Source organism: Shewanella polaris, from assembly GCF_006385555.1.
Lineage (GTDB): Bacteria > Pseudomonadota > Gammaproteobacteria > Enterobacterales > Shewanellaceae > Shewanella > Shewanella polaris.
This window is the reverse complement of the sequence record NZ_CP041036.1, coordinates 1,963,448-1,987,837: the sequence shown is the minus strand read 5'-3', so window position 1 is coordinate 1,987,837 and position 24,390 is coordinate 1,963,448. Positions and strand designations below refer to the sequence as shown.

Here is a 24,390-nt window from a genome sequence, read left to right as displayed (position 1 = left end):
TTGAAAAGATAAAATAATAAACAACAAGGATTTTGTATGGCGCGCGTTAACTCGACTCATTCTACGACCTCAACAGCTCATTTAAGCTTTATTCCCAATATTATCGTGTTGTCTAGTGCAATAGCATTTGCAACTCTTACCGTCCCTAGCATAGTGCAAGCTAAAACGGTTAACGTCGAATCCCCAGACAAACACATCAACATCAGTTTGACTGATGACAATGGTCATCCTGAATATCAAGTGAGCTTCAACGGTAAAACCGTGGTTAACCCGAGTAAACTTGGCTTGGTATTTCAGCAATTAGGTGAATTGGGGGTAGATTTCAGTATAAAAAATGTCACCACCAACAGTGTTGACCAAACTTGGCAGCAACCTTGGGGTGAGCGTGAGAATGTTCGTGATAATTACAATCGCATAGTGACGACCCTGAGTAACGGCAAAGTCGATTTTGATATTGAATTTAAAGCCTTTAACGACGGTATTGGTTTTCGCTACTTGGTGCCAAAACAAGCTGGACTCAATAACACTCCCAAACTGAATATTACCGACGAATTAACTGAATTTACGATTCCAGATCCACAACATACTACCGCATGGTGGATCCCAGGGCGCGGTTGGAACCGTTACGAATATTTATACCGTACAACTTCGCTTGATAAAATCGACCGAGCCCACACACCAATGACCTTTAGAACGGCCGATGGCGTGCATCTGAGTATCCATGAAGCCGCCCTCACCGACTATGCTGCTATGGTGCTTAATCAAGGTCGCGACGGGATTTTACGTGCTGATTTAACGCCATGGTCGGACGGTATTCGCGTGAAGACTCAACCTGGATTTTCAACACCATGGCGTACGATTCAAATAGCTAAAGATGCCCCAGGTCTGCTTAACTCAGACCTGATCCTTAACCTTAACGAACCCAATAAATTAGGTGATGTGTCTTGGGTGAAACCAGGTAAATACGTTGGCATTTGGTGGGGTATGCACCTCGATGAAAACACCTGGGGAAGCGGACCTAAGCATGGCGCGACCACCAGCGAAACCATGCGTTATATGGACTTTGCCGCCCAATATGGGTTTGATGGTGTATTGGTTGAAGGTTGGAATGAAGGCTGGGATGGTAGTTGGTTCGATAACGGCGATGTGTTTAGTTTTACTAAAGCTTATCCTGATTTTGATATCGATGAAATTACTCAATACGGGCACAGTAAAAATGTCCGTTTAATCGGTCACCATGAAACCTCAGGCTCGGTAACCAATTATCGTAATCAAATGAGTGATGCCTATGATATGTATCAAGAGCATGGCGTAACTCAAGTTAAGACAGGTTATGTTGCGGACGGTGGTGATATTAAACGAATAGATGAAAATGGCATCGTTAGACATGAATGGCACGATGGCCAATTTATGGTTAACGAATATCTACATAGCGTTACCGAAGCCGCAAAACGTGGCATTAGCATTAATACTCACGAGCCGATTAAAGATACCGGCCTGCGCCGCACTTACCCAAATTGGATAGCACGCGAAGGCGCTCGAGGCCAAGAGTTTAATGCATGGGGAAGCCCACCCAATACTCCAGAACATACGGCAATTCTACCTTATACTCGTATGCTAGCTGGGCCGATGGACTTCACCCCTGGCATCTTTAATTTAGCGCCTGAAGGTTTAGATGCGGTTAACCGAGTCAAAACCACGCTCACAAAACAATTAGCCTTATATGTTGTGTTGTACAGCCCAATTCAAATGGCTGCAGATTTACCACGTAATTATGTACAACGCTTAGATGCATTTCAATTTATTCAAGATGTACCAACGGATTGGAGCGACAGTATCGCCCTTGCGGGTGAAATTGGCGATTATGTTGCCTTTGCAAGAAAACAACGCGGTACAGAAGACTGGTATCTAGGCGCATTAACAGATGAAAACTCACGAAAATTGACGCTAAAGCTTAACTTTTTAACTCCAGGTAAACATTATCAAGCCACAATTTATCGTGACGGAGATAAAGCGGATTGGCTAACAAACCCTTATGATTATGTGATTGAGTCTAAAAACGTTACAGCAAAAGACACCCTAAATTTATCATTAGCTGCCAGTGGTGGTACGGCAATTCGTTTTAAAGCGCTTTAAGCAAATTAAGCCTTAAAAATGTTAATAAAGCGTATGTGTTAAGTTATCCAAAAGGCATGAATACGTATGTATTAAGTTGTACCAACAACGAGCTCGAGGATAGGATATACCCAGCTATTTCATCTGTGATTGCAGGACGAAATGGATTAGGTCGTTTCTGGTGAGTCTTCGGCCATGGAGATCATCAGTTTTAGAGTACCTTGTTTAACTTTATCCGTTGATAATTTGACGAAAGTCGGCAATGAATAAAGCGCAGGTCTTAGCGAATACCCGTCTTAGGGAGATGCGTATTCGCTATTTTTTTGGCTATCGTTACATAGGTCTAATGACTAATTGGCAACAGATTAGCTGTAAATATTTAAACTGAAGATACAAACGAAAACCAGTAAGACTAACATTAGCAATAGAATTAAAAGAAGTAAGCACAATGACTTACCAAAAAGGATGTCACATGTCTGGCAATAATCATAAAAATATCCCCCAACAACCGCAGCTTAATTTTTGGCAAATCTTCAATATGTGTTTTGGCTTTTTGGGGATCCAATTTGGTTTCGCACTGCAAAATGCCAACGTTAGTCGTATCTTTCAAACGTTAGGTGCATCTATTGATGACATCCCCATTTTATGGATTGCAGCCCCGCTTACCGGCCTCATTGTACAACCTATTATTGGTTACTTAAGTGACAATACTTGGAATAGCCTTGGCCGTCGTCGCCCGTATTTTTTAATTGGTGCAGTATTAACCACATTGTCACTCTTTATCATGCCGCACTCGCCTACTTTATGGATTGCTGCGGGTATGTTGTGGATTATGGATGCATCGATCAATATCGCCATGGAACCGTTTCGGGCTTTTGTGGGCGATAATCTGCCCAAAAACCAACGAACCCAGGGCTATGCAATGCAAAGCTTTTTCATTGGTATCGGCGCGGTGGTGGCCTCTGCCTTGCCATATATTTTAACTAATGTATTTGATGTCGAAAACACCGCACCAGCGGGCGAAATTGCCGACTCTGTGCGCTATGCATTTTACTTTGGTGGCGCGGTACTAATGCTAACCGTGGGTTGGACCATTATTTCAACCAAAGAATATTCTCCAGAGCAATTAGCGGAATTTAATCAACAAGACACCACTGACGCACAAGACACTAACGTCAATACGCGCACAGCCAAACAATATCAAAATGGTGCGATTCTATGGATGGCGATTGGCGCCATTTTCACCCTCGCAATTGTTACCCAGGACCTTGATAAGCAACTTTATATTTTAAGCTTGGGTATTTTCACCTTCGGACCACTGCAACTTTACTGCTCGCGTAAGTTAGCCAAACTGTCAAACAGCAACACTGAATCGTCAGCAACACGCGACGGATTAGGCATGACGTTTAATGTTGTCGATGATTTGTTTCATATGCCAAAAGCCATGCGTCAGCTAGCACTGGTACAATTTTTTGCTTGGTTTGCCCTATTCGCAATGTGGATTTACACCACAGCGGCCGTTACGTCGTACCATTACGGCACCACAGATGTGGTATCACAAGCCTATAATGACGGTGCAGATTGGGTCGGTATGTTATTCGCGTCATATAACGGCTTTGCTGCAATTGCTGCGATTGTTATTCCGTTTCTAGCCAAAGCCGTCGGCATTAAACTTACCCATACCATCAACATGTTTATTGGCGGAGCGGGTCTCATCAGCTTTATGTTTATTGAAAACCCTAACCTGTTGTGGATACCAATGATTGGCGTCGGTTTTGCCTGGGCATCGATTCTATCGGTACCTTACGCCATGTTATCTGGTGTATTACCTCCGAAAAAAATGGGCGTTTACATGGGAATTTTTAACTTCTTCATTGTGATCCCACAGTTGTTAGCTGCCAGTATTCTTGGTTTATTGCTTAAGGTGTTTTTTGATGGCCAGCCTATTTATGCATTAGTACTAGGCGGGATATTTATGATGTTGTCTGGCATTGCGGTGCTATTTGTAGATCAAGACAAACAAACACAATAAGGATTACCAGTCATTGTCACTGGTAGCTAGTTTGAAATTAATATTTTGGGGAATTCCATGTTAAAGCCACATTTACACAGCCATCGCAGTGTTATAGCCAAAACCATCACAACCAGCATTATGTCACTAGCCTTAAGTGCGTGCTCACCTGTTGATACTCAAGTAAACACACCTGCTCAGGTTATTAACGTCGCTCCAGGTATGCCTGGCATAGAACCTACTTGGGCATTTGCTGGTAAAACAGGAATTGGCACATCTTACGAACCCTATGTTAACGGCCAATATCAAGACACTGCCGTAAATCCAGTAAGTAAAGTCTGGTTTTCGATAGCTCAAGGGATATTAACCGAGACCATGTTTGGCCTTATCCACAACGCCCAGCTTAAAGAACTGCAATTCATTATCTCTGGCAATGGCTTTGTCGATACTGAAAAAGACAACACAATAAGCACTATTGAGTATTTAGATACCGATGATATGGGACGACCATTATCGCTGGCTTATAAAGTCATTAATAAAGATGTTGAAGGTAAATACCAAATAGAAAAACATATCTTTACCGATCCCGATAGAAGTAGCTTGATGATGAAAGTCACCTTTACAGCTTTTGAGGCTGGCATTACACCACATCTTTATGTCAATCCGCACATTGATAACAGCGGCGCCAATGACATTGCCAGTGTAGAAGGCCAATCGCTAGTGGCTTACACAAGTGACACTAATTCAACGGTAATGACCGTTAAAACAGATGTTGATTTTGTCGCCGCTAGCGCTGGGTTCGTCGGCACATCAGATGGCCTGTTAGATATACAAGATAATGGCAAACTAGATTCGCTTTACCAAGCCACTAGCAACACCAACCAAGGTGGAAATGTTGCGCTAACGGCTCAATACCCTCCTCTTAAAAAGGCTAATGATAGTTTACGTTTTAACTTGGTTATTGGATTTGGTAAAGACAAAGCAAGCAGCCTAGCCACCACTCAAGCAACATTGGATGCGGGTTATGATGCCGTTAAACAAGCCTATTTAGGCGACGACAAACATCTTGGCTGGAAAGACTATTTAACCTCACTTAAACCACTAAATAGCATGAGTACCAACACCACAGATAACGGTAAATTACTCTATGCCAGCGCCTTAGTGTTAAAAGCTCAAGAAGATAAAACCCATGCAGGTGCATTAATCGCATCCCTTTCAAACCCTTGGGGCGACACAGTTTCAGCTAAAGTCGGCAGCACAGGCTATAAAGCCGTATGGCCACGTGATTTTTACCAATGCGCAATGGCATTTTTAGCCATGGGCGATACTCAAACACCAAAAGTGGCTTTTGAATATTTAAAGCAAGTTCAAGTTCAACAACAAACACCCGGTTTTACAGGTACGCCTGGATGGTTTTTACAGAAAACTCATGTCGATGGTAAAATTGAATGGGTTGGCGTGCAGCTAGATCAAACAGCCATGCCAATCATGCTCGGCTGGAAACTGTGGCAAGCAGGTGTACTTAGCGATGCAGAAATAACCCAGTGGTACAACGACATGCTTAAACCCGCTGCAGATTTTTTAGTTAAAGGTGGTGAAGTAAAACTGAATTGGAATGATACTAAAATTACCCCTCCGAGTACTCAACAAGAACGCTGGGAAGAACAAGCTGGATTTTCGCCCTCAACCACTGCAGCTGTCATTGCTGGCTTAGTGGCTGCCAGTGACATAGGAGCGCTAGCGAAAGATAAACAAGCGCCTAAGTTTGCCGATTTAGCACGAAAACTACAAAATCAACTTGAAACAACGATGGTCACCGCCACAGGCTTATTAGGTCAAACAGATGCCCAAGGTAATATTTCACCTTACTATGTGCGCATTAGTCCTAATGGCAATCCGAATAACGCAGATAAGCTCTTAGATAATAACGGTAAACCGGGACTCGATCAGCGGATGATTTTAGACGGTGGTTTTTTAGAATTAGTCCGTTATGGTGTTGTTGACGCCCAAGATCCTGTTATTAAAAACAGCTTAATGTTGATAGATAATCAAGGTCTTGAAGATAACTTACGAGTTAAATACCAATTTACCGCCAAAGATGGCAGCAAAGTCCCAGGATACCGTCGTTATGGTAACGATGGTTACGGCGAAGACACTGTAACAGGGCTTAGTTATGCCGAAAAAGGCAATACTGAAGATCAACGTGGACGTATTTGGCCATTCTTTACTGGTGAGCGCGGACATTATGAATTAGCCCTAGCCAACGCAAGTGGTACATTATCGGCCGACATAAAACACAAACTGATCAACACTTATGTTCAAGGAATGGAAACCTTTGCTAACCAAGGACTCATGTTGCCAGAGCAAGCTTGGGATAATGTTGGTAATGGCACCCGCTATGGTTACAAAATGGGCCAAGGAACTAACTCAGCCACCCCACTGGCTTGGACCCATGCAGAATACGTTAAATTGGTACGTTCGATGACCGACGAACAAGTGTGGGACTTTTACCCGGTTGTAAAGCAAACGCTAGCGAGATAAGCACACATCAAGAGCCCTGTTATTAAGAGCATTATTAGTAGCTAGCTCAACAAACCGTTGTGGTACACAAAAGCTTTATTCTTAGTCAGAGTTTTAAACAAAACCTTGTTAATTCAACACGATCTTGTTACATATATACCGTATTAAAAAAGTTAACGTTAAGGAACAACAAATGGATTGGTATCTAAAAGTTTTAAAGCAGTATTTTGATTTTAGCGGTCGAGCGCGTCGTAAAGAATACTGGATGTTTGGATTAATCAGTGCGGTCATTAGTATTATATTAACCTTAGTTGATATGGGCGTTGGTTTATACAGTGATATTTATGGTGCGGGCTTACTTAGCTCAGTTTATTCATTGGCTATATTAATCCCAAGTTTGGCCGTGAGTGTGCGCCGTTTACACGACAGCGACCATTCTGGTTGGTGGTTGCTATTAGTACTAATACCTATCCTTGGTATCTTAATCATTTTGGCTGTAATGTGCTTTAACAGTAAAGATGATAATGAATATGGGCCAAATCCAAAAGCGATGCCTAACCCAGAAAATAATGATAATTTAGCTGTTTAGACATTAAGCAGTATTATTACCAAAAAGAGCATAGTCGGTGACTATGCTCTTTTTGTATTTAAAGCGCTATTCTGAAAATATTTCTACGATTTAGATGGTATTAATTTCATCACACCATTCATCACTAGCACGGCCAGACCACCAGCAACGACACCAAATAGTGCATTGAGCACGCTAGGGGTTAATAAGCCTAAAAAACCACCGACGACATTGATTTGATTAACAACGGTTTGTGCATGCTCAATCCATTCAAATACCAGATGAATGCCGTGGGTTAAAATGCCGCCTCCCACCATAAACATCGCAATAGTGCCGACAAAGGTGAGGATTTTCATTAAATAAGGTGCTGCAGATATCAAACCTAATCCTATTTTATGCCCTATTCCGCTTGGCTTACGTTTCGCAAGATATAAACCAAGATCGTCAATTTTAACAATACCTGCCACTAAGCCGTATACACCAACGGTTATAACAACAGCAATCACCGATAAAGTTAAAAACTGAGCTAATAGATCCATGTGGGCTGCCACACCTAAACTGATAGCGATAATTTCAGCCGATAACACAAAGTCGGTGCGAATAGCGCCTTTGATTTTTTCCTTTTCAAATGCAGCTAAATCTTCAATATCCGCTTTTGCTTTAGCTACCACAGCATCATCATCAATCTCTGGTGTACGCTTATGTGTTAGTGAATGATAGACCTTTTCAAAGCCTTCATAACATAAAAACAATCCACCAAACATCAGCAAAGGCGTAATAGCCCATGGAATAAACGCACTGATCAGCATAGCCATTGGCACTAAAATCACTTTATTTTTAAATGATCCCATTGCTACCGCAAACACCACTGGGAGCTCACGTTCAGAGGCAACACCAGACACTTGTTGCGCATTTAACGCTAAATCGTCTCCTAGCACCCCAGCCGTTTTACGGGCCGCCACTTTGCTCATTGCCGCGACATCATCCAAAATAGTCGCAATATCATCTAATAGGGTTAATAAACTAGCGCCTGCCATAAATAGTTTTGTCCTTAAAAGCAATGTTATCAATATGATTGAGATACATTATCTATCTCAAGCTTTGACTTACTAAACCAAGGTGATTTTTTGTTACACCTTTTGTTCAATATTAATCTGTAACACCTCAATCAGTCATATCGGTACTAACTGTTATCAGTGGTTGCGCCACAAGAATGACGGATAACAAGATTAGTTTGAATTAATCGTGGGCTAACCTCTTGACCGCGGATCAATTTGAGCACACTTTCGACTAAAATTTCACCAGCAAATCGAGTATCTTGTTTAACGGTAGTGAGCGCTGGGTTTGCAAAGCTGGCGATTGGAATATCATCATAACCTACAACAGCAACCTGCTCGGGAACCAATACACCACGTTGTTTAAGCGCTCGAATAGCGCCAATAGCAATCAAATCACTGGCAGTAAAAATGGCATCAAATGCAACGCCTTTATCTAACAGCTCATTAGCCGCCTCATATCCCGATGCCTCAGTGTTAATGGCATCGTACTGCAGTTGTTTATCTACATTAATCGCGAGTTTTATTAACGCATCGATATGGCCTAAATAACGGTCTCTGAACTCTGGACTTCTACTTGATGAGTCACCTAAGAAGGCAATCTGTTTACGCCCTAACTTTAGTAAATGTTCAGTGGCAATGAAGCCACCTTGATGATTATCGCAACCAATCGATAATACCGCTTTATTATTGTGCTCTGCGCCCCAAATAACAAAATGAGTACTTTGTTCAATCAGTTTATCAAGCTTATGGGCATAGTCTACATAGTCGCCATAGCCCAGCAAAATAATGCCATCGGCCTTGTTGCTGTCTTCATAGTCAGCATGCCAATCACTGGAGAGCTGTTGAAATGATACAAGTAAATCATATCCTTGCTGAGCTGTCGCACGAGTAATTGAACCTAGCATTGATAAGAAAAAAGGATTAATCATTGAATCATCGTTTGTCGGATCTTCACAAATTAACAGGGCTATTGTTTGACTATTCTGCATCCGCAAATTACTGGCATTTTTGTCGACTTTATAATTAAGCTCTTTTGCAATGACTTGAATACGCTGGCGGGTTTCTAAATTGACCAACGGGCTGTTTCTTAGCGCGCGAGACACAGTCGATTGAGACACTCCTGCACGGTAAGCTATATCAATAGAAGTCGCTTTAGATGTCATTGTTATAGTTAGCCCTTTATTTTTTATCGTTGCCACTAAAAGTAAACCACCAAATCAACTAGTTGAAAATGGTGGTATTACTGTGGTTATAGGCCTAATTGGCTGAGCAAGTCATCTGAATCATCTACAACAAGGCCTTTTACATTAGGATCATTTAACACATCTTTTGTTTTATCGGTTTTGGCTTGCGATGGTTGACCGTGAGTTTCGATTAACGAATCAAGGTCAAATTCTTCATCAACTTCAAAGTCTGCTGAGCGAATAAATTCGGTTTTATCCATAGCAAATTCAAGATAAAAAATATGATTATTTTCAGTCTTAAATGATACTCGTCTTGCGACGGCATTATCGAGGTTAGTATCAACGGAAATAGTTAGCTCTTTATTAATAACCAGCATTTTAGGCTGACTTTGGCTAATTGATGTTTGTAATTCTTTAGATATTTTGCCAATAAAATCACCTAAAATTTGGTTCATTAATTCGCCCATCACATTACTGACATCATCTGAAGTATGCGAAAAGGCTAATTCTGTTTCTGGCATTCCCATGTTGATCATATAACGACGGTAAATCTCAATCGCTGATGCTGCGGAAAAGTTAATTACCACTAAACCAGAAAAACCGCCATCGAAAATAGAGAAACAAGACAAATCCGGTTTTAAACGCGTCCGAGAAATACTTTGCACCATGCCAGCATGACTAATTTGACTTGCACTAGTGCTTGACAGCACATGAGAAACGGAATGACAAAGTTTAAGCAAAATATCATCATTGTTGACGGTTAAAGATGCATTCATAGTGATGTTACCTTTTTCATTATTTGACCTAATCTTGCGGGTAAAACAAAAAAAAATCAAAATTAAAACAATCGATTAGCATGTTAATTAATCAATCAAACCAAATATTTCACTAATCAACTGATAATCAATAGCTTTTACATGCTGGATACATTTGACTCACAAATGTAAAAATGTGTAGTCTGCTCACAAAAGCAAGCCATTGGACTTACGTTATTTTATATCTTAGATATAATTTCCTTACGTTTTGTATGGATACATTAAATTAGGACTAATAATGATTAAATTATTAAGGCGCTTAACAATTTTCAAGCGTTTATTCATTATGTTAGCTTTGGCTGCTATAGGCACTGTTGTTTTCGGTTCGTTTTCGATTAAAGAACAATACAATCATTTAATTGAAGAAAAATTTAAACAGATTTCAGGGCAAGTCAAGCAATTAAGCAGCACACTTGATGCTTTCAATTTAGCCAAGCCAAATGCTACGTCCGAAGAATTAAGCCTGTTTGCTAGTCACATTCAAGTCAGTGAAAATCAGGGATTTATCATTGTCGACAGTCAACATAACATTATTGTCAATCCATTAAATCAAAGCTCTATAGGTAAACCTGTAGGCAATTTAACAAAATCAAATGATTCAAATTCTTATCAACAATTAATTGCTACCGCCAAAAACAACCAAAATGCGCAAGCCGAATTCTCTTTTGTCGATCAGCAAAATCAATCCCAGACAGTATTAGTTGCAGCACAGCAGTATCCAGCACAAAACTGGACCATAATGACACAGTCGAATGTTCACGATGTCAATCAGAGTATGACCGAGATCATCATTGATATCTTTATTATCATGATGGTGATTGCTGTTCCTATTTTTGTATTCTTTTTATTACTGAATCATTCCATCACTCAGCCTCTCAAGATCACCATTGATGCAATGGAACAAATCGCTAAAGGAGAAGGTGATCTTACTCAGCGTTTGTCTACAGAAGGCAATGATGAAGTGGCGGCATTGGCAAATGCATTCAATGATTTCGTGATTAAAATTGCCAACATGGTGGCCACATTACAGCCACTTGGGCATACATTAAGCGATGAAGCAGTGCATTTATTAGATACCGTTAAATCGTCGAATCAAAGTGCCAACCAAATACACAGTGAAACCCAAAGTGTTGCAGCCGCGATTAACCAAATGCTATCGACCAGTCAAGAAATGGCTCGAAATACTCAGGATGCTGCAGACGGAGCGGCTAATGTGAAACATCAAGCAGAACAAAATCACAAATTGATGCAGCAAACAGTTGAACAAACAGAAAGCTTAGTCGACGAATTACATCAAGCAGAAACAGTATCGCTAACATTGAGCCATTCATCAGCTGAGATTGGTAGTATTCTTGATGTGATTGGCAGCATTGCAGATCAAACTAACCTTCTCGCACTTAATGCCGCTATTGAAGCAGCAAGAGCCGGTGAACATGGTCGAGGATTTGCTGTTGTGGCTGATGAAGTGCGTGCGCTGGCCAACAGAACTCAGTCTTCAACCAATGAAATTAATAAAATTATTAGTCAGATCCAGACAGGCATTAAATCAGTAATGGACAGTATTGCCCATACACAAAACCAATCAGGTCAGTTGCAATCAAAAGCAGTACAATCTAGCGATGCAATTATCGAAATCTTAGCGCTTATTGATAATATTAGTGGCATGACAACACAACTTGCTAGTGCCACTGAAGAACAAGCGTTAGTAACCGAAGATATTAACAAAAACATTAATACCATTTCTGAACTAACTGAGTTGTCGTTAGCGGCTAACGAAACCCACAGTCATGCGGCCCAATCACTACAAACAGTTAGCGTAGATATGAGCCAGACACTAGGACAATTTAAAATATAATGCTAACCAACACTTTCTACGTTTAGGCTAAGTCCTAGGCGTAGAAAGTGTAATTACCTTCCTATAACACTTCTATATATCTTCTAATATTATTATTAGTCAATGTTAGCTCATTGACTAGAAAATGCTCTTGGAACGATTTCGAATAGAACATCACTTTTAGCCATTATCACTTTAGGGTATATTAAGCCCGTCAGGTTAAATATCTGAGCACTAATCTGAATCCTATAACGTATTACTCAAGCGTAAGTGACAGCACGTTGTTGCACTAAACAATTGAAATTAAAATGTTAATTAGATGAATATTGATACCAAACTGATCCATTATCAAAACATAATGGATCAGTTACGTAGTTAGTTGTCATTCATTACAGAGTATGTTGTCTATGTATCAAAAAACGGTCACTATTGTTGCTCCACACGGTATTCACACTCGTCCAGCGGCATTACTGGTTAAAGAGGCCAAAGAATTTGATTGTGACATTATAATCGAATGTAATGGTAAACAAGCCAGTGCCAAAAGTTTATTTAAATTACAAACCTTAGGTTTATATCAAGGTGTATCCGTTACGATATTAGCCTCTGGGGAACATGCCGAAGCGGCCGTTGATAAAATGGCCTCACTATTGATTACCCTCTGCTAATAGGATAACTGTATGTCAATCAATGGAATAGTTGTTTCTGCAGGTATCGCATTTGGTAAAGCACTGACGATTACGACTCAACTACCACCACTGGATTTTAAACTGCTATCTTCTGAAAAAATTAACCTCGAGCAGCAGCAACTCACACAGGCTATAAACAATCTAATTGCTCATTTACGCCACTGTCAACATCACCTGTGTCCAGATTGTGATCATTTCCAATTAATTGATAGCGACATTATGTTGCTTGAAGATGAAGAGCTTCAGCAACAACTATATCTCCATATTAGCCAATTTAGAGTGGGGGCAGCGGTTGCAGTTGATCGCATTTTTAATCAACATGCAGCAAAAATGTCAGCACTAGACGACCCCTATTTAGCCAATCGAAGTGACGATATTATCTGTTTGGCAAAACGCCTTACCAGTGCATTACATGGTCATTTACAATGGGATTTATCTACTCTCACAGAAGACACTATCTTACTGGCAGATGATTTAACTCCTGCAGAATTTGCCATATTGCCACTAACCCACATAACAGGAGTTATCCTCGAATCTGGCGGCCTCACCAGCCATACTGCTATTCTCGCTCGGGCTGCAGGTATTCCAGCATTACTCAATTATCAATTTTCACAATCTAAAAACACCATTAAAGATAACACTCAGCTTATTCTTGATGGTATATCGGGTGAGCTACATATTGCTCCATCATCTGAGCTTTTTGACCAATTAAAACAAAAACAACAACAAGAATTACAGCGTCGCCAAGCATTGATGATCTATAAAGACAAACCCAGTCAAACTCTTGATGGTCATCGGGTTACTTTGCTGGCTAATGTGGGCAATCTAAATGAAATATCTCATATCACTGATGTGGGGGCCCAAGGTATTGGTCTATTCCGTACTGAATTTTTGCTGATGAATGCCAAGGCATTGCCTGATGAACAGCAGCAATACAAACTCTATTGCGATGCTGTGCATAGCTTAGAAGGCAATGTACTCACAATCAGAACGTTTGATATTGGTGCAGATAAAGAGATCCCTTGCTTAACCCAAGATAATGAAGATAACCCAGCACTTGGTATTCGAGGTATTCGTTATAGTTTGACACACCCTCGCACTTTTATTACCCAAGTTAAAGCCATACTCCGAGCAGCAAGTCATGGCAACATTAGATTAATGTTTCCTATGGTAAGCCAAGTAGAGGAGCTAGAAGCCGCCTTTGTGTTAATTGAACAGGCTAAAGCTGAATTGATTGAACAACAAAAAAGTTTTGGATCTATAAGTTATGGGATTGTTGTTGAAACACCTGCAGCGGTACTCAACCTGCCAAGCATGTTGCCACACCTCGATTTTATCAGTATTGGCACCAATGACTTAACCCAATATACGTTAGCCGCCGATCGCACCAATCCAAATTTAGCCAAAGAGTATCCGCCATTGTCCCCGGCGGTAATACAACTCATTACCTTAACCATCAGCCACTGTAAACAGACTGATGTGAGTGTGTCATTGTGTGGTGAACTTGGCAGTGACCCGCAAGTATTGCCTTTATTAATAGGACTTGGACTTGACGAGTTAAGTATTAATCCAACGAGTTTTTTAGATGTGAAAGTGGCATTAATCAAAGGTAATTATCAACAATATGTCGAGCATGCACAACACGTAGCTTCGTTAACCCGTATTGATGATATTGCTAAAGCGATTAATGCTTTTGCACACGATTACGATTCAATATGCAAATAAAGTTGGTAAAATTAACCTAGGCGTTTACAATTAACCGCATAAAAATATTAATAAAAGAGGCTTGTTCTTATGGGATTTTTAAGCCGTATTCGACGACTTATATCTGGTCAACCGCCATTAACGGGCGGCATTGCAATTTATGCTCCTGTATCTGGTGATATTGTTGCCATTGAAAAAGTACCAGACGTAGTATTTGCTGAAAAAATTGTCGGCGATGGCATCGCTATCAATCCTAAGGGCGAATTTATTGTCGCTCCAATCGATGGCACTATCGGTAAGATATTTGAAACAAATCATGCATTTAGTATCGAGTCTCCTCAAGGCTTAGAGTTATTTGTCCACTTTGGTGTTGGCACTGTTGAACTTAGAGGAAATGGCTTCAAACGCTTAGCCGAAGAAGGACAACAAGTTAAAGCTGGCGAGCCCATTTTGTCTTTCGATTTGGCGTATTTGCGCGGTAAAGTCGACAGTTTATTAACGCCTGTAGTATTAGCCAACATGGAAGACGTTAAACAATTGGATAAAGCTCAAGGTAGCGTAATTGCAGGCAAAGACATTATTTTTACCGTGCAAATGTAGCAATCTATTAATATTGGCAATGTAATTGGCCTAATCAAGGGTTATTGCCAATATTTATCCACACAATAATTTGCAATCTTACGGCTAATTTACCCTAGGCTACAGATTGTGAAATATGTTCGAAACATCGTCTTCGGCTTGTTCAAGCCGCTTCACAATGCCACAATGTTGCTAACGCATTCAATGAAATCCATGTTACCTAAGGTACTTATCAGGCTTATCTAAATAGCCAGTCCTTGTGATGACAACCCAATTGACATTAATGGAGTATTCTTTTGACCTTATATGGCATAAAAAATTGCGATACGGTTCGTAAAGCTCGTAAATGGCTTGAAGCTGAAAAAATAAATTATACATTTCATGATTTTCGTGAAGACGGCTTAAGTGAAACAACGGTTGCACAGTGGGCTAATGTCGTCGGTTGGGAAACCTTATTTAATAAACGCAGTACCAGTTTTCGTAACTTAACCGATGCTGAAAAAACGGATATTACCCAAGACAAAGCGATTGCCTTAATGGTGCAATACCCTACCCTGATCAAGCGCCCAGTATTAGTCAACAACGATAAGATACTGGTTGGCTTTAAAATAGCAGAATATCAAGCGTGGTTCGCATAATGAATAATGACGTAGTTGAATTAGCAAAAGATCTGATTTCACGACCATCGGTAACACCATTAGATGAAGGTTGCCAAACCTTGATGGCCAATCGACTCGCCGCTATTGGTTTTAATATTGAACCTATGGTTTTTGAAGATACCACTAATATGTGGGCAAGGCGTGGTAATAGTGAGCCTGTGTTTTGCTTTGCTGGTCATACTGATGTAGTCCCGACAGGCGACCTTAGCCGTTGGCACACCCCACCGTTCGAACCGACTATTATAGATAACTATTTACATGGTCGCGGTGCGGCGGACATGAAAGGTTCATTGGCCGCTATGATAATCGCTACCGAACGTTTTGTGGCTAAAAACCCCAATCATCATGGTTCGATAGCATTTCTCATTACCAGTGACGAAGAAGGTCCATTTATTAATGGCACCACTCGCGTTATTGATACCCTTGAAGCACGTAACGAAAAAATGACGTGGGCATTAGTTGGCGAACCTTCCTCAACCCATAAGCTCGGTGATGTGGTCAAAAATGGTCGTCGTGGCAGTTTAACAGGCAACTTAACTGTTAATGGTATTCAGGGCCATGTCGCTTACCCGCATCTAGCCGATAACCCAATTCATAATGCAACGCCTGCACTAACAGAACTGGCACAAATGCATTGGGATAATGGTAATGAGTTTTTCCCACCAACTAGTTTTCAAATAGCCAATATTAATGGCGGTACAGGTGCATCAAATGTGATCCCGGGTGATCTTAAGGTGATGTTCAATTTCCGTTACTCAACTGAAGTCACCGCTGAAGAATTAATTACCCGTGTTGTTAACATTCTTGATGCCCACGGTTTAGACTACGATATTAACTGGATTTTTAACGGCTTACCCTTTTTAACTGGCGATGGCCCATTGCTTGATGCCACTCGAGAAGCCATACGTGAAGTCACGGGTTATGACACCGCCCCTCAAACATCTGGTGGCACATCAGATGGACGCTTTATTGCACCAACGGGCGCGCAAGTTATTGAGTTAGGCCCCGTTAATGCCACCATTCATAAAGTGAATGAATGCGTAAAAGTATCTGATTTAGAAGTATTAGCCAATTGCTACCAAAGCATTTTGGAAAAACTATTGTGCAATTAAACCAACAATTCAATGTTGATATTCCACAACTGCAACGTAAATTGTATGGCCTAGATGGTCAATTTATGTTGTCTGTTGGGGACTTTTTGCTTGAAAAACAAACGGCCGCTGCATTTTGCACTATGCAACTTGCAGCGGCAAAAGCGGGCTTAGATTTACAGTTGTGTTCGGCTTACCGACCTTTTGACCGCCAGGTACATATTTGGAATGCCAAAGCTAAAGGTGAACGTACATTATTAAATAATGCATCGCAGCCTATCGATTTTGCCTTACTAACCAATCAACAGTTAATCGACGCTATTTTAATTTGGTCGGCACTTCCTGGTGCATCAAGGCATCATTGGGGCACAGATATTGACGTGTTTGATGCCAAACAAATTAATAAGCAGTCTCTGCAGCTTATTAGTGCTGAATATCAACCAACAGGCCCTTGTTTTGCTTTGCACCAATGGCTTATTCAACATGCAAACACTTATGGGTTTTATTTCCCCTATCAAGCACAACAAAGTGGTGTGAGCCCTGAACCCTGGCATTTAAGTTATTACCCCGTAGCCGACCAATATTTAAGTCAATTTCGCACTGACGAGCTAGCAAAAGTATTGTCTGTTGCAGAAATAACATTACAATCGTCGTTACTTGAACGATTGACCGAATTGGTTAATCACTATGTATTTTTTGTCGCGCCCTCTCCGGCTCAATGCCTGCGTGAATTAACTTGAAAATGAGCCATCCTTTATGTCAACGTTATTACCCTGCAAGATCATCGATAACCAACCACTGCATTATGTCGATAAAGGTGACGGCCCAGCACTGATTTTTTGCCATGGCTTATTAGCTAACAGTCAAATTTGGCAGGTTCAAATTGCCGCGTTATCGGCGCATTATCGCTGTATTGCAATTGATTTTTGGGGCCATGGTCAAAGCCAAACGATCCCTAAAGCCTGTGAAAACTTACAAGATGTTGCTCAGCAAATATTAAGCTTGATGGACATGCTCGAAATAAAAAATTCCGTGTTAATCGGCCACGGAAGTGGCGGCGCGATAGCGACAGAAATGGTATTACTGGCGCCTGCTCGGATCCATGGTTTAGTCATGCTCAATAGCTTTGTTGGCTTTGAACCACAAGTTAACTGTATTAAATATCAAGGCTATATGGCACAAATAGCCAACCAACAAGCCATTTCAACTGAATTAGCAACGACACTTAGTGAAATGTTTTTCACTAAAAACGCTGGTAAATTAAGTCACCAAGATTCGACTTTAGCCATTGAGATGTCGCTGTTTACCGAGCAACTTACTCAGGTAAATCCAGCACAAATTGCGCCGTTACTCAAGTTTGCCAATATGGCTATTTTTAAACGCGACACCCTAGAGTCGGTCGAAGCATTAACCTTACCGACATTGATAGCGGTCGGTTTACAGGGTCATTTGCGAACGGCACTGGAAAGTTATCTAATGCACGATTGCATTGATGGCAGCCAGTTATTGCACATTGAACACGCTGGCCACTTAGCTAATATCGAAAAATCTGATTTTTTTAACCAGCATCTTGTTGATTTTCTGAGCAAAGTGAATTTTAATTAATCAAAGCAATGGATAGACCAGATAGACAAACATTGCTGATATACTCGTGAAAATGACATATTGCCAGTAAGCCCTTACTGGTAAAATACTGAATAATCTGAGCACCAATGAAACTTCTTAAACCATTATTTGATAATAATCGCCGTTGGGCTGAACGGATCAATAAAGAAGATCCAACGTTTTTTGAACAACTTGCCAAACAACAAAATCCTGAGTACTTATGGATTGGCTGTTCAGATAGCCGAGTGCCATCAAACCAAATTATTGACCTATTACCCGGCGAAGTCTTTGTTCATCGTAATATCGCTAATATGGTCATTCACACCGATTTAAACTGCTTATCTGTACTACAATATGCTGTCGATGTGTTAAAAGTAAAACATATTATGGTTGTAGGTCATTATGGTTGTGGTGGCGTTCGTGCAGCCATGAATAATGAACGTTTGGGTCTAATTGATAATTGGCTTGGCCATCTTCGTGATATTCATCGTATTTATGAAGCTGAGCTTGAACCCATGACAGAACAACAACGCTTTGACCGTTTGTGTGAACTTAACGTCATGGAGCAAGTCTCTAATGTGGTGGTGACCAATATCGTGCAAGAAGCTTGGGACCGAGGTCAAGAAGTCGCCATTCACGGATGGATTTATGGTATTGATAATGGTTTATTGACCGATTTAGATGTGACAATAGATCGTGCTAACGGGCGTAATATTGCACCATAAAGCTTACCCTATAAATGTCTATTTGCTATTAGCCTCACACCTTGATTGAAATAAAAGATATTTAGGCCTGCTTTTTAGCAGGCCTTTGTTTTTTGTTATTAAAAATATGCAATAAAAGTCGCGAACCACCTTAGAGGGCGTTATAATTAGCGCGTTTATTTGGCGCTATAATGCGCAAAAATTTTTAGGAGATTATTTCCATGCCTGGTTTTGAATTATTTGGTCCTGAAGAAAAGCAGGAAGTTGCTGACGTAATGGAGAACGGTTTTACCTTCCGTTACAACTTCGACCATATGCGCAATGATCGCTGGAAAACCCGCGACATGGAGCAACTGCTTTGCGAAAAGATGAACGTTAAACACGCTCACCTTGTATCAAGCGGTACAGCAGCATTGCAAACCGCGATGGCAGCAGCAGGCATTGGCGCAGGCGATGAAGTGATTGTTCCTCCATTTACCTTTGTGGCTTCTGTTGAAGCTGTATTTATGGCCGGCGCAGTCCCTATTTTTGCAGAAATTGATGAAACATTGTGTTTATCTCCAGAAGGCATCGAAGCCGTTATCACGCCACGTACTAAGGCAATAAACCTAGTTCACATGTGTGGTTCTATGGCAAAAATGGACGAAATCAAAGCCGTCTGTAAAAAGCATAACTTGCTCATTTTAGAAGATGCCTGTCAAGCTATTGGTGGTAGTTATAAAGGCCAAGCATTAGGTACTATTGGTGATGTGGGTTGTTACTCATTTGACTCAGTCAAAACCATCACCTGTGGTGAAGGTGGAGCAATCATTACCAATAACAGCGACATTTATAATTACTCGCACATGTTTTCTGATCACGGTCACGACCATGTAGGAAGCGATCGCGGTGCTGAAAGCCACCCTATTATGGGATTAAACTTCCGTATCTCTGAAATGAATGCCGCGATGGGTTTAGCACAGTTACGAAAATTAGATAAGATCATTGCGATTCAACGCAAGAATAAGAAAACCATCAAAGATGCAATGGCAACAATTCCAGAGGTCACTTTCCGCGAAATCCCTGATCCTGAAGGCGATTCAGCGGGTTTCTTAACCTTCTTCTTACCAACAGAAGAACGTACCCAAGAAATTAATAAAAAGTTGGCAGCCAACAAAGTTGATGGTTGTTTTTATTGGTATATTAACAACTGGCATTACCTAAAGAATTGGAAACACATCCAAGAACTTAAATCGCCAGCGGCACTGCCAATTATGCTAATTGAAAACCGTCCTGACTATACTCAAATCAAGACACCAAAATCAGACGCTATCATAAGCCGCACCATTTCGATGCTAATTAAGTTATCTTGGACTGAAGAACAGATTGCTGAACGTATTGAAAACATCAAACGAGCTTTTGCCTAGCATTAATGCCCTTCACCCAATGATGTCTGTGGGGCACTTTTTACAGTATTTATCTCAATGGAGACTGTTGTAATGAGTTTTAAGAATTTTAAAGTAGTTGAAAAAATGATCTTCGGCCGTGGCTCTTTTGCTCAGCTTGATGATGTATTAGCAGCACAACGTACTAGTGATGATAGTTTTGTGGTATTTTTAGTTGATGACGTACATAAAGGTAAAGCCTTAGAAGCTCGCATTCCCACTAAAGACCAAGATATTATTATTTGGGTTAATGTTGATGATGAGCCAAGCACAATACAAATCGATACATTAACAGAACAAGTTCAAGCCTATAACAGCCAAAACCCAGTGAGTGTAGTCGGTTTAGGCGGTGGTGCAACAATGGATGTGGCTAAAGCCGTTTCATTAATGTTGACCAACCCAGGCGGCTCAGCAATGTATCAAGGTTGGGATTTAATTAAAAATCCTGCCATCCACCACATTGGTATACCGACTATTTCAGGTACTGGTGCAGAAGCATCTCGTACAGCGGTATTATGCGGACCGGTTCGTAAATTAGGATTGAATTCTGATTACACTGTATTTGACCAAATCATCATGGACTCAGAATTAATCGATGGTGTTGAAACTGATCAATGGTTCTACACAGGTATGGATTGTTATATCCATTGCGTTGAATCATTGCAAGGCACATTCTTAAACGAGTTTTCTAAATCTTATGCTGAAAAAGCCATGGATTTATGCCGTCAAGTTTACATTGAAGATCATCCAGAAAAAGATGACAAGCTAATGATGGCGTCATTTATGGGCGGCATGAGTATAGCATACAGCCAAGTTGGTGCATGTCATGCTGTATCTTACGGCTTATCTTATATCCTAGGTTATCACCATGGTATTGGTAACTGTATCGCCTTTGACGTATTAGAAGAATTCTATCCTGAAGGTGTAGCGGAATTCCGTAACATGATGAAGAAGCACAACATCACGCTGCCAAAAAACATCTGCAAAGATTTGCCAGATGAAACCATTGCTAAAATGGTTTCAGTGACCAAGAGCATGGGACCATTATGGGAAAATGTTTACGGTAAAACTTGGCAAGAAAAAGTGACTGATGAAATGCTAACGACGTTATTCCGTCGTATATAATAAACGACAAGTTCAGTCATAAAGGGCTCTTATGAGCCCTTTTATTTATTGTCTATACCATTGTACAACTACAAGTAGGTTATATTAATGAAAGTTATTCTATTAATCCCGGCGCGTTATGGTTCAAGCCGTTTCCCGGGCAAGCCGCTAGCCCCGATTAATGGCAAACCCATGATCCAACATGTTTATGAACGCGCCTCATTGGCAAAAGGATTAGACGGTATCTATGTTGCCACTGATGATGATCGTATTAAAGATGCGGTTGAATCTTTCGGCGGTAAAGTCGTAATGACCAGCCCTGATGCAGCCTCAGGTACCGACCGTATTAATGATGCTATTGAACAACTTGGTCTTAGCGATGACGATCTAGTTGTTAATTTACAAGGCGATCAACCGCTTATTGATCCTATATCAATTGAACAAATTGTCACTCTTTTCAAACGTCACCCTGGTGAGTTTGAAATGGCTACCTTAGGTTTTGAAATTGTAGATAGAAAAGAGTTAGACGATCCATTGCATGTAAAAATGGTATTCGATAATAACTTTAATGCATTATATTTCTCTCGGGCTCGTATCCCATTTGGTCGAGATACTAATGATTATCCTGTTTACAAACATTTAGGCATTTATGCCTACACTAAGCGTTTTGTAAATGCCTTTGCTAAGTTACCTTTAGGTAAGCTTGAAGACATAGAGAAATTGGAACAATTACGTGCACTAGAATACGGTCACACAATTAAAATTGCTATCAGCGCATTTGATTCTCCAGAAGTTGACACCCCTGAAGATATACGTAAGTGTGAATTACGCTTAGCCGTTGATTAAGAAAAATGTAATATCTAGCCGTGCTTTTATGTTAAACACGGCTAAATAATACCAAGATTAAACTGGAGTTTGCTATGAATTTAGAAGGCTATGAAGTATGGCTAATTATCATTTTAGTCATCGGTGTTATCGCCAGTAATATTGCAGTATTAAAGTATTCGGCAAAATTTAAAATGCCACAATTTGGCGAACACAAAGACAAAACACTTAAACCAGTGCAAAAAGATAGTTCGGAAAAACCTGCTGACAAGCCACTTCCTGAAGAACCTTCTACAGAAGACAATAAAGACAGCAAAGATAAAACGCTATAGTGATCGATGGATATATCAAGGCAGCATAAATAACACATTACAAATGCAAATTACCCAGTAATCAATGAGCTATTATTTATTGTTTTTATCACGGCTATAACCATATTAGCGACACCATAAATATGGCATACCTACTCAGCATTAAAATAAAAAAGCTAACCCCATAATGGCGTTAGCTTTGATAGTTATAATGCTATATCAGGTTAATTTAATAGTACGTCCGAACCATTATTCACTGTCTAATCTGACTCGTTGATGTTCTTGATTATTTGGCCACGAATTTATCACGGCTTTCACCAATGAAGCCAACGGTATGGCAAAAAACACTCCCCATACGCCCCATAAGCCACCAAATACCAACACGGCAGCTATGATCACCACAGGATGTAAATCTACTGCATCAGAAAATAATAATGGTACTATCAAGTTTCCGTCTAAGGCCTGAATAATACCATAGCCCAACATTAAGTAACCAAACTCAGCACTAAATCCCCACTGGAAAAAAGCCACTAACAGAATAGGCAATGTCACCAATGTTGCACCAACATACGGAATTAACACTGACAATCCGGTTAGAACGCCTAATAATGCTGAATATCGCAGTCCCATGATGGCAAAAAAGATATAACTGGCTACGCCAACAATCACAATCTCTATCACCTTGCCGCGAATATAATTGAAAATTTGTTGGTCCATTTCAAACCATACTTTACTGGCTAAACCACGGTTAGTCGGGAAAAAACGTTTACTGCCTTTAAGCAAATAGTCTTTGTCTTTTAAAAAGAAAAACACTAATAATGGTACTAAAATCACGTACACCATTAACACTAATAATGACGCAGAATAACCTAAAATTTGTTTTCCTAAATCAATAAGATGTTGTGTATCAAGCATCTTGTTGATTTCTTCCATCATCGAATCCAGTTGTGATGAACTCACAAATTGAGGGTGTTCGGCACTAAACTCTCTAACGATTAACATGCCTTTATCGATCATAGAAGGTAAATCAGTAACTAATGACACTCCTTGGCGCCAAATACTCGGCACCAACCCCAACATTAATATCAGCATTAGCCCCAAAAAAACCACCAAAACAATTGAGGCAGCCGCCGTTCTACTTATACCCAACCGAGACATCTGGGCTACTGGCCACTCTAATAAAAAAGCTAATACCAATGCGACAAGTAAAGGTGCAAGCAAACCAGCACCAAAGTATAATGCAAGACCAATCCCGATAATGATAAACATTAATGTGATAGCTTGGGGATCACTAAAACGGGTTTTGTACCAATCAGATAAAAATTCCAGCATTGAAAAACCTTTTTTATTTAAACAATATCAATTTATTTGGTGATGATAAATGACAAGCAATGCGTTTGATCTGCAATGATTTCAATACCAAAACCCATTTTTTTTATCAACAGGGGAACATCTCGACGTGAACCGGGGTCTGATAAGAGTATATGTAATTGTTCACCCACTTTCATTTGCTTCAGTAAAAGTTTAACTTTTACCAAAGGATAAGGGCAAACATAGGGTGTTAAATCAATTAAAATCATTATCAACTTGCTT

The 24,390-nt window shown here is 40.3% G+C and carries 22 protein-coding genes; 17 read left to right on the top strand and 5 right to left on the bottom strand.

The features are described from left to right. Nucleotides 1-36: 36 nt before the first annotated feature. The 4 genes from FH971_RS08745 (at nt 37) to FH971_RS08730 (ending at nt 7,235) form a co-directional block, all read left to right on the top strand. Entirely contained in the window at nt 37-2,136 is a 2,100-nt protein-coding gene (locus FH971_RS08745) for a glycoside hydrolase family 97 protein (protein WP_140234037.1), read from the top strand. A gap of 451 nt (nt 2,137-2,587) precedes the next feature. Further along, nucleotides 2,588-4,147: an MFS transporter gene (locus tag FH971_RS08740; protein ID WP_140234036.1), complete on the top strand. Its 1,560-nt coding sequence runs from the start codon at nt 2,588-2,590 to the stop codon at nt 4,145-4,147. 57 nt (nt 4,148-4,204) lie between these two features. Next, nucleotides 4,205-6,667 (top strand): glucan 1,4-alpha-glucosidase, encoded by a 2,463-nt coding sequence (locus FH971_RS08735; RefSeq protein ID WP_140234035.1) that lies wholly within the window; start codon nt 4,205-4,207, stop codon nt 6,665-6,667. A 172-nt stretch (nt 6,668-6,839) separates the two neighbouring features. After that, nucleotides 6,840-7,235 (top strand): DUF805 domain-containing protein, encoded by a 396-nt coding sequence (locus FH971_RS08730; RefSeq protein ID WP_137220950.1) that lies wholly within the window; start codon nt 6,840-6,842, stop codon nt 7,233-7,235. Between the two features lie 83 nt (nt 7,236-7,318). Here FH971_RS08730 and FH971_RS08725 read toward each other — a convergent pair whose 3' ends face one another. The 3 genes from FH971_RS08725 to FH971_RS08715 form a co-directional block, all read right to left on the bottom strand. Further along, a complete protein-coding gene (locus tag FH971_RS08725) occupies nt 7,319-8,251 on the bottom strand; it encodes a DUF808 domain-containing protein (protein ID WP_140234034.1) in 933 nt (310 codons plus the stop codon). Nucleotides 8,252-8,397: 146 nt separating this feature from the next. Further along, the gene (locus FH971_RS08720) at nt 8,398-9,435 is read right to left on the bottom strand and encodes a LacI family DNA-binding transcriptional regulator (RefSeq protein ID WP_140234033.1); all 1,038 of its coding nucleotides are present in this window, start codon (nt 9,433-9,435) and stop codon (nt 8,398-8,400) included. 86 nt (nt 9,436-9,521) lie between these two features. Then, a complete protein-coding gene (locus FH971_RS08715; protein ID WP_140234032.1) occupies nt 9,522-10,232 on the bottom strand; it encodes a DUF3334 family protein in 711 nt (236 codons plus the stop codon). A 277-nt stretch (nt 10,233-10,509) separates the two neighbouring features. On the opposite strand from FH971_RS08715, the gene FH971_RS08710 reads away from it, so the two are divergent. From FH971_RS08710 to FH971_RS08650, 13 genes are all read left to right on the top strand, one after another. Beyond that, entirely contained in the window at nt 10,510-12,126 is a 1,617-nt protein-coding gene (locus FH971_RS08710) for a methyl-accepting chemotaxis protein (RefSeq protein WP_140234031.1), read from the top strand. Between the two features lie 386 nt (nt 12,127-12,512). Continuing rightward, nucleotides 12,513-12,770 carry an HPr family phosphocarrier protein gene (locus FH971_RS08705; protein ID WP_140234030.1) on the top strand — a complete coding sequence of 86 codons (258 nt, stop codon included), beginning with the start codon at nt 12,513-12,515 and terminating at the stop codon, nt 12,768-12,770. Between the two features lie 12 nt (nt 12,771-12,782). Further along, nucleotides 12,783-14,516: a phosphoenolpyruvate--protein phosphotransferase gene (gene ptsP, locus FH971_RS08700; protein ID WP_140234029.1), complete on the top strand. Its 1,734-nt coding sequence runs from the start codon at nt 12,783-12,785 to the stop codon at nt 14,514-14,516. Between the two features lie 69 nt (nt 14,517-14,585). After that, nucleotides 14,586-15,095, top strand: a complete 510-nt coding sequence (gene crr / locus FH971_RS08695; RefSeq protein WP_137220963.1) for a PTS glucose transporter subunit IIA — start codon at nt 14,586-14,588, stop codon at nt 15,093-15,095. Nucleotides 15,096-15,370: 275 nt separating this feature from the next. Further along, nucleotides 15,371-15,712 carry an ArsC family reductase gene (locus FH971_RS08690; protein WP_140234028.1) on the top strand — a complete coding sequence of 114 codons (342 nt, stop codon included), beginning with the start codon at nt 15,371-15,373 and terminating at the stop codon, nt 15,710-15,712. After that, nucleotides 15,712-16,845, top strand: a complete 1,134-nt coding sequence (gene dapE / locus FH971_RS08685) for a succinyl-diaminopimelate desuccinylase (protein WP_140234027.1) — start codon at nt 15,712-15,714, stop codon at nt 16,843-16,845. The genes FH971_RS08690 and dapE overlap by 1 nt, the downstream gene beginning before the upstream one ends. Beyond that, entirely contained in the window at nt 16,836-17,564 is a 729-nt protein-coding gene (locus tag FH971_RS08680; protein WP_140234026.1) for a M15 family metallopeptidase, read from the top strand. Before dapE ends, FH971_RS08680 begins: the two co-directional genes overlap by 10 nt. Before the next feature lie 16 nt (nt 17,565-17,580). After that, a complete protein-coding gene (locus FH971_RS08675) occupies nt 17,581-18,429 on the top strand; it encodes an alpha/beta fold hydrolase (protein WP_140234025.1) in 849 nt (282 codons plus the stop codon). Between the two features lie 107 nt (nt 18,430-18,536). Next, on the top strand, nt 18,537-19,154 hold the full coding sequence (gene can / locus FH971_RS08670; protein WP_137220974.1) for a carbonate dehydratase: 618 nt from the start codon (nt 18,537-18,539) through the stop codon (nt 19,152-19,154). A gap of 200 nt (nt 19,155-19,354) precedes the next feature. Beyond that, nucleotides 19,355-20,539 (top strand): 8-amino-3,8-dideoxy-alpha-D-manno-octulosonate transaminase KdnA, encoded by a 1,185-nt coding sequence (kdnA, locus tag FH971_RS08665; protein ID WP_137220976.1) that lies wholly within the window; start codon nt 19,355-19,357, stop codon nt 20,537-20,539. Between the two features lie 72 nt (nt 20,540-20,611). Then, nucleotides 20,612-21,682: a 3-deoxy-alpha-D-manno-octulosonate 8-oxidase KdnB gene (gene kdnB, locus FH971_RS08660; protein ID WP_140234024.1), complete on the top strand. Its 1,071-nt coding sequence runs from the start codon at nt 20,612-20,614 to the stop codon at nt 21,680-21,682. An 87-nt stretch (nt 21,683-21,769) separates the two neighbouring features. Next, complete coding sequence (kdsB, locus tag FH971_RS08655; RefSeq protein ID WP_137220980.1) at nt 21,770-22,507, top strand: 8-amino-3,8-dideoxy-manno-octulosonate cytidylyltransferase KdsB; 738 nt, start codon at nt 21,770-21,772, stop codon at nt 22,505-22,507. A gap of 74 nt (nt 22,508-22,581) precedes the next feature. Further along, nucleotides 22,582-22,818, top strand: coding sequence for a DUF2897 family protein (locus FH971_RS08650; RefSeq protein ID WP_137220982.1), 237 nt, complete (start codon nt 22,582-22,584; stop codon nt 22,816-22,818). 228 nt (nt 22,819-23,046) lie between these two features. Here FH971_RS08650 and FH971_RS08645 read toward each other — a convergent pair whose 3' ends face one another. Both FH971_RS08645 and FH971_RS08640 read right to left on the bottom strand, forming a co-directional pair. Next, nucleotides 23,047-24,129 (bottom strand): AI-2E family transporter, encoded by a 1,083-nt coding sequence (locus FH971_RS08645; RefSeq protein ID WP_140234023.1) that lies wholly within the window; start codon nt 24,127-24,129, stop codon nt 23,047-23,049. A gap of 32 nt (nt 24,130-24,161) precedes the next feature. Next, the gene (locus tag FH971_RS08640) at nt 24,162-24,377 is read right to left on the bottom strand and encodes a sulfurtransferase TusA family protein (protein ID WP_137220986.1); all 216 of its coding nucleotides are present in this window, start codon (nt 24,375-24,377) and stop codon (nt 24,162-24,164) included. Nucleotides 24,378-24,390 lie beyond the last annotated feature (13 nt).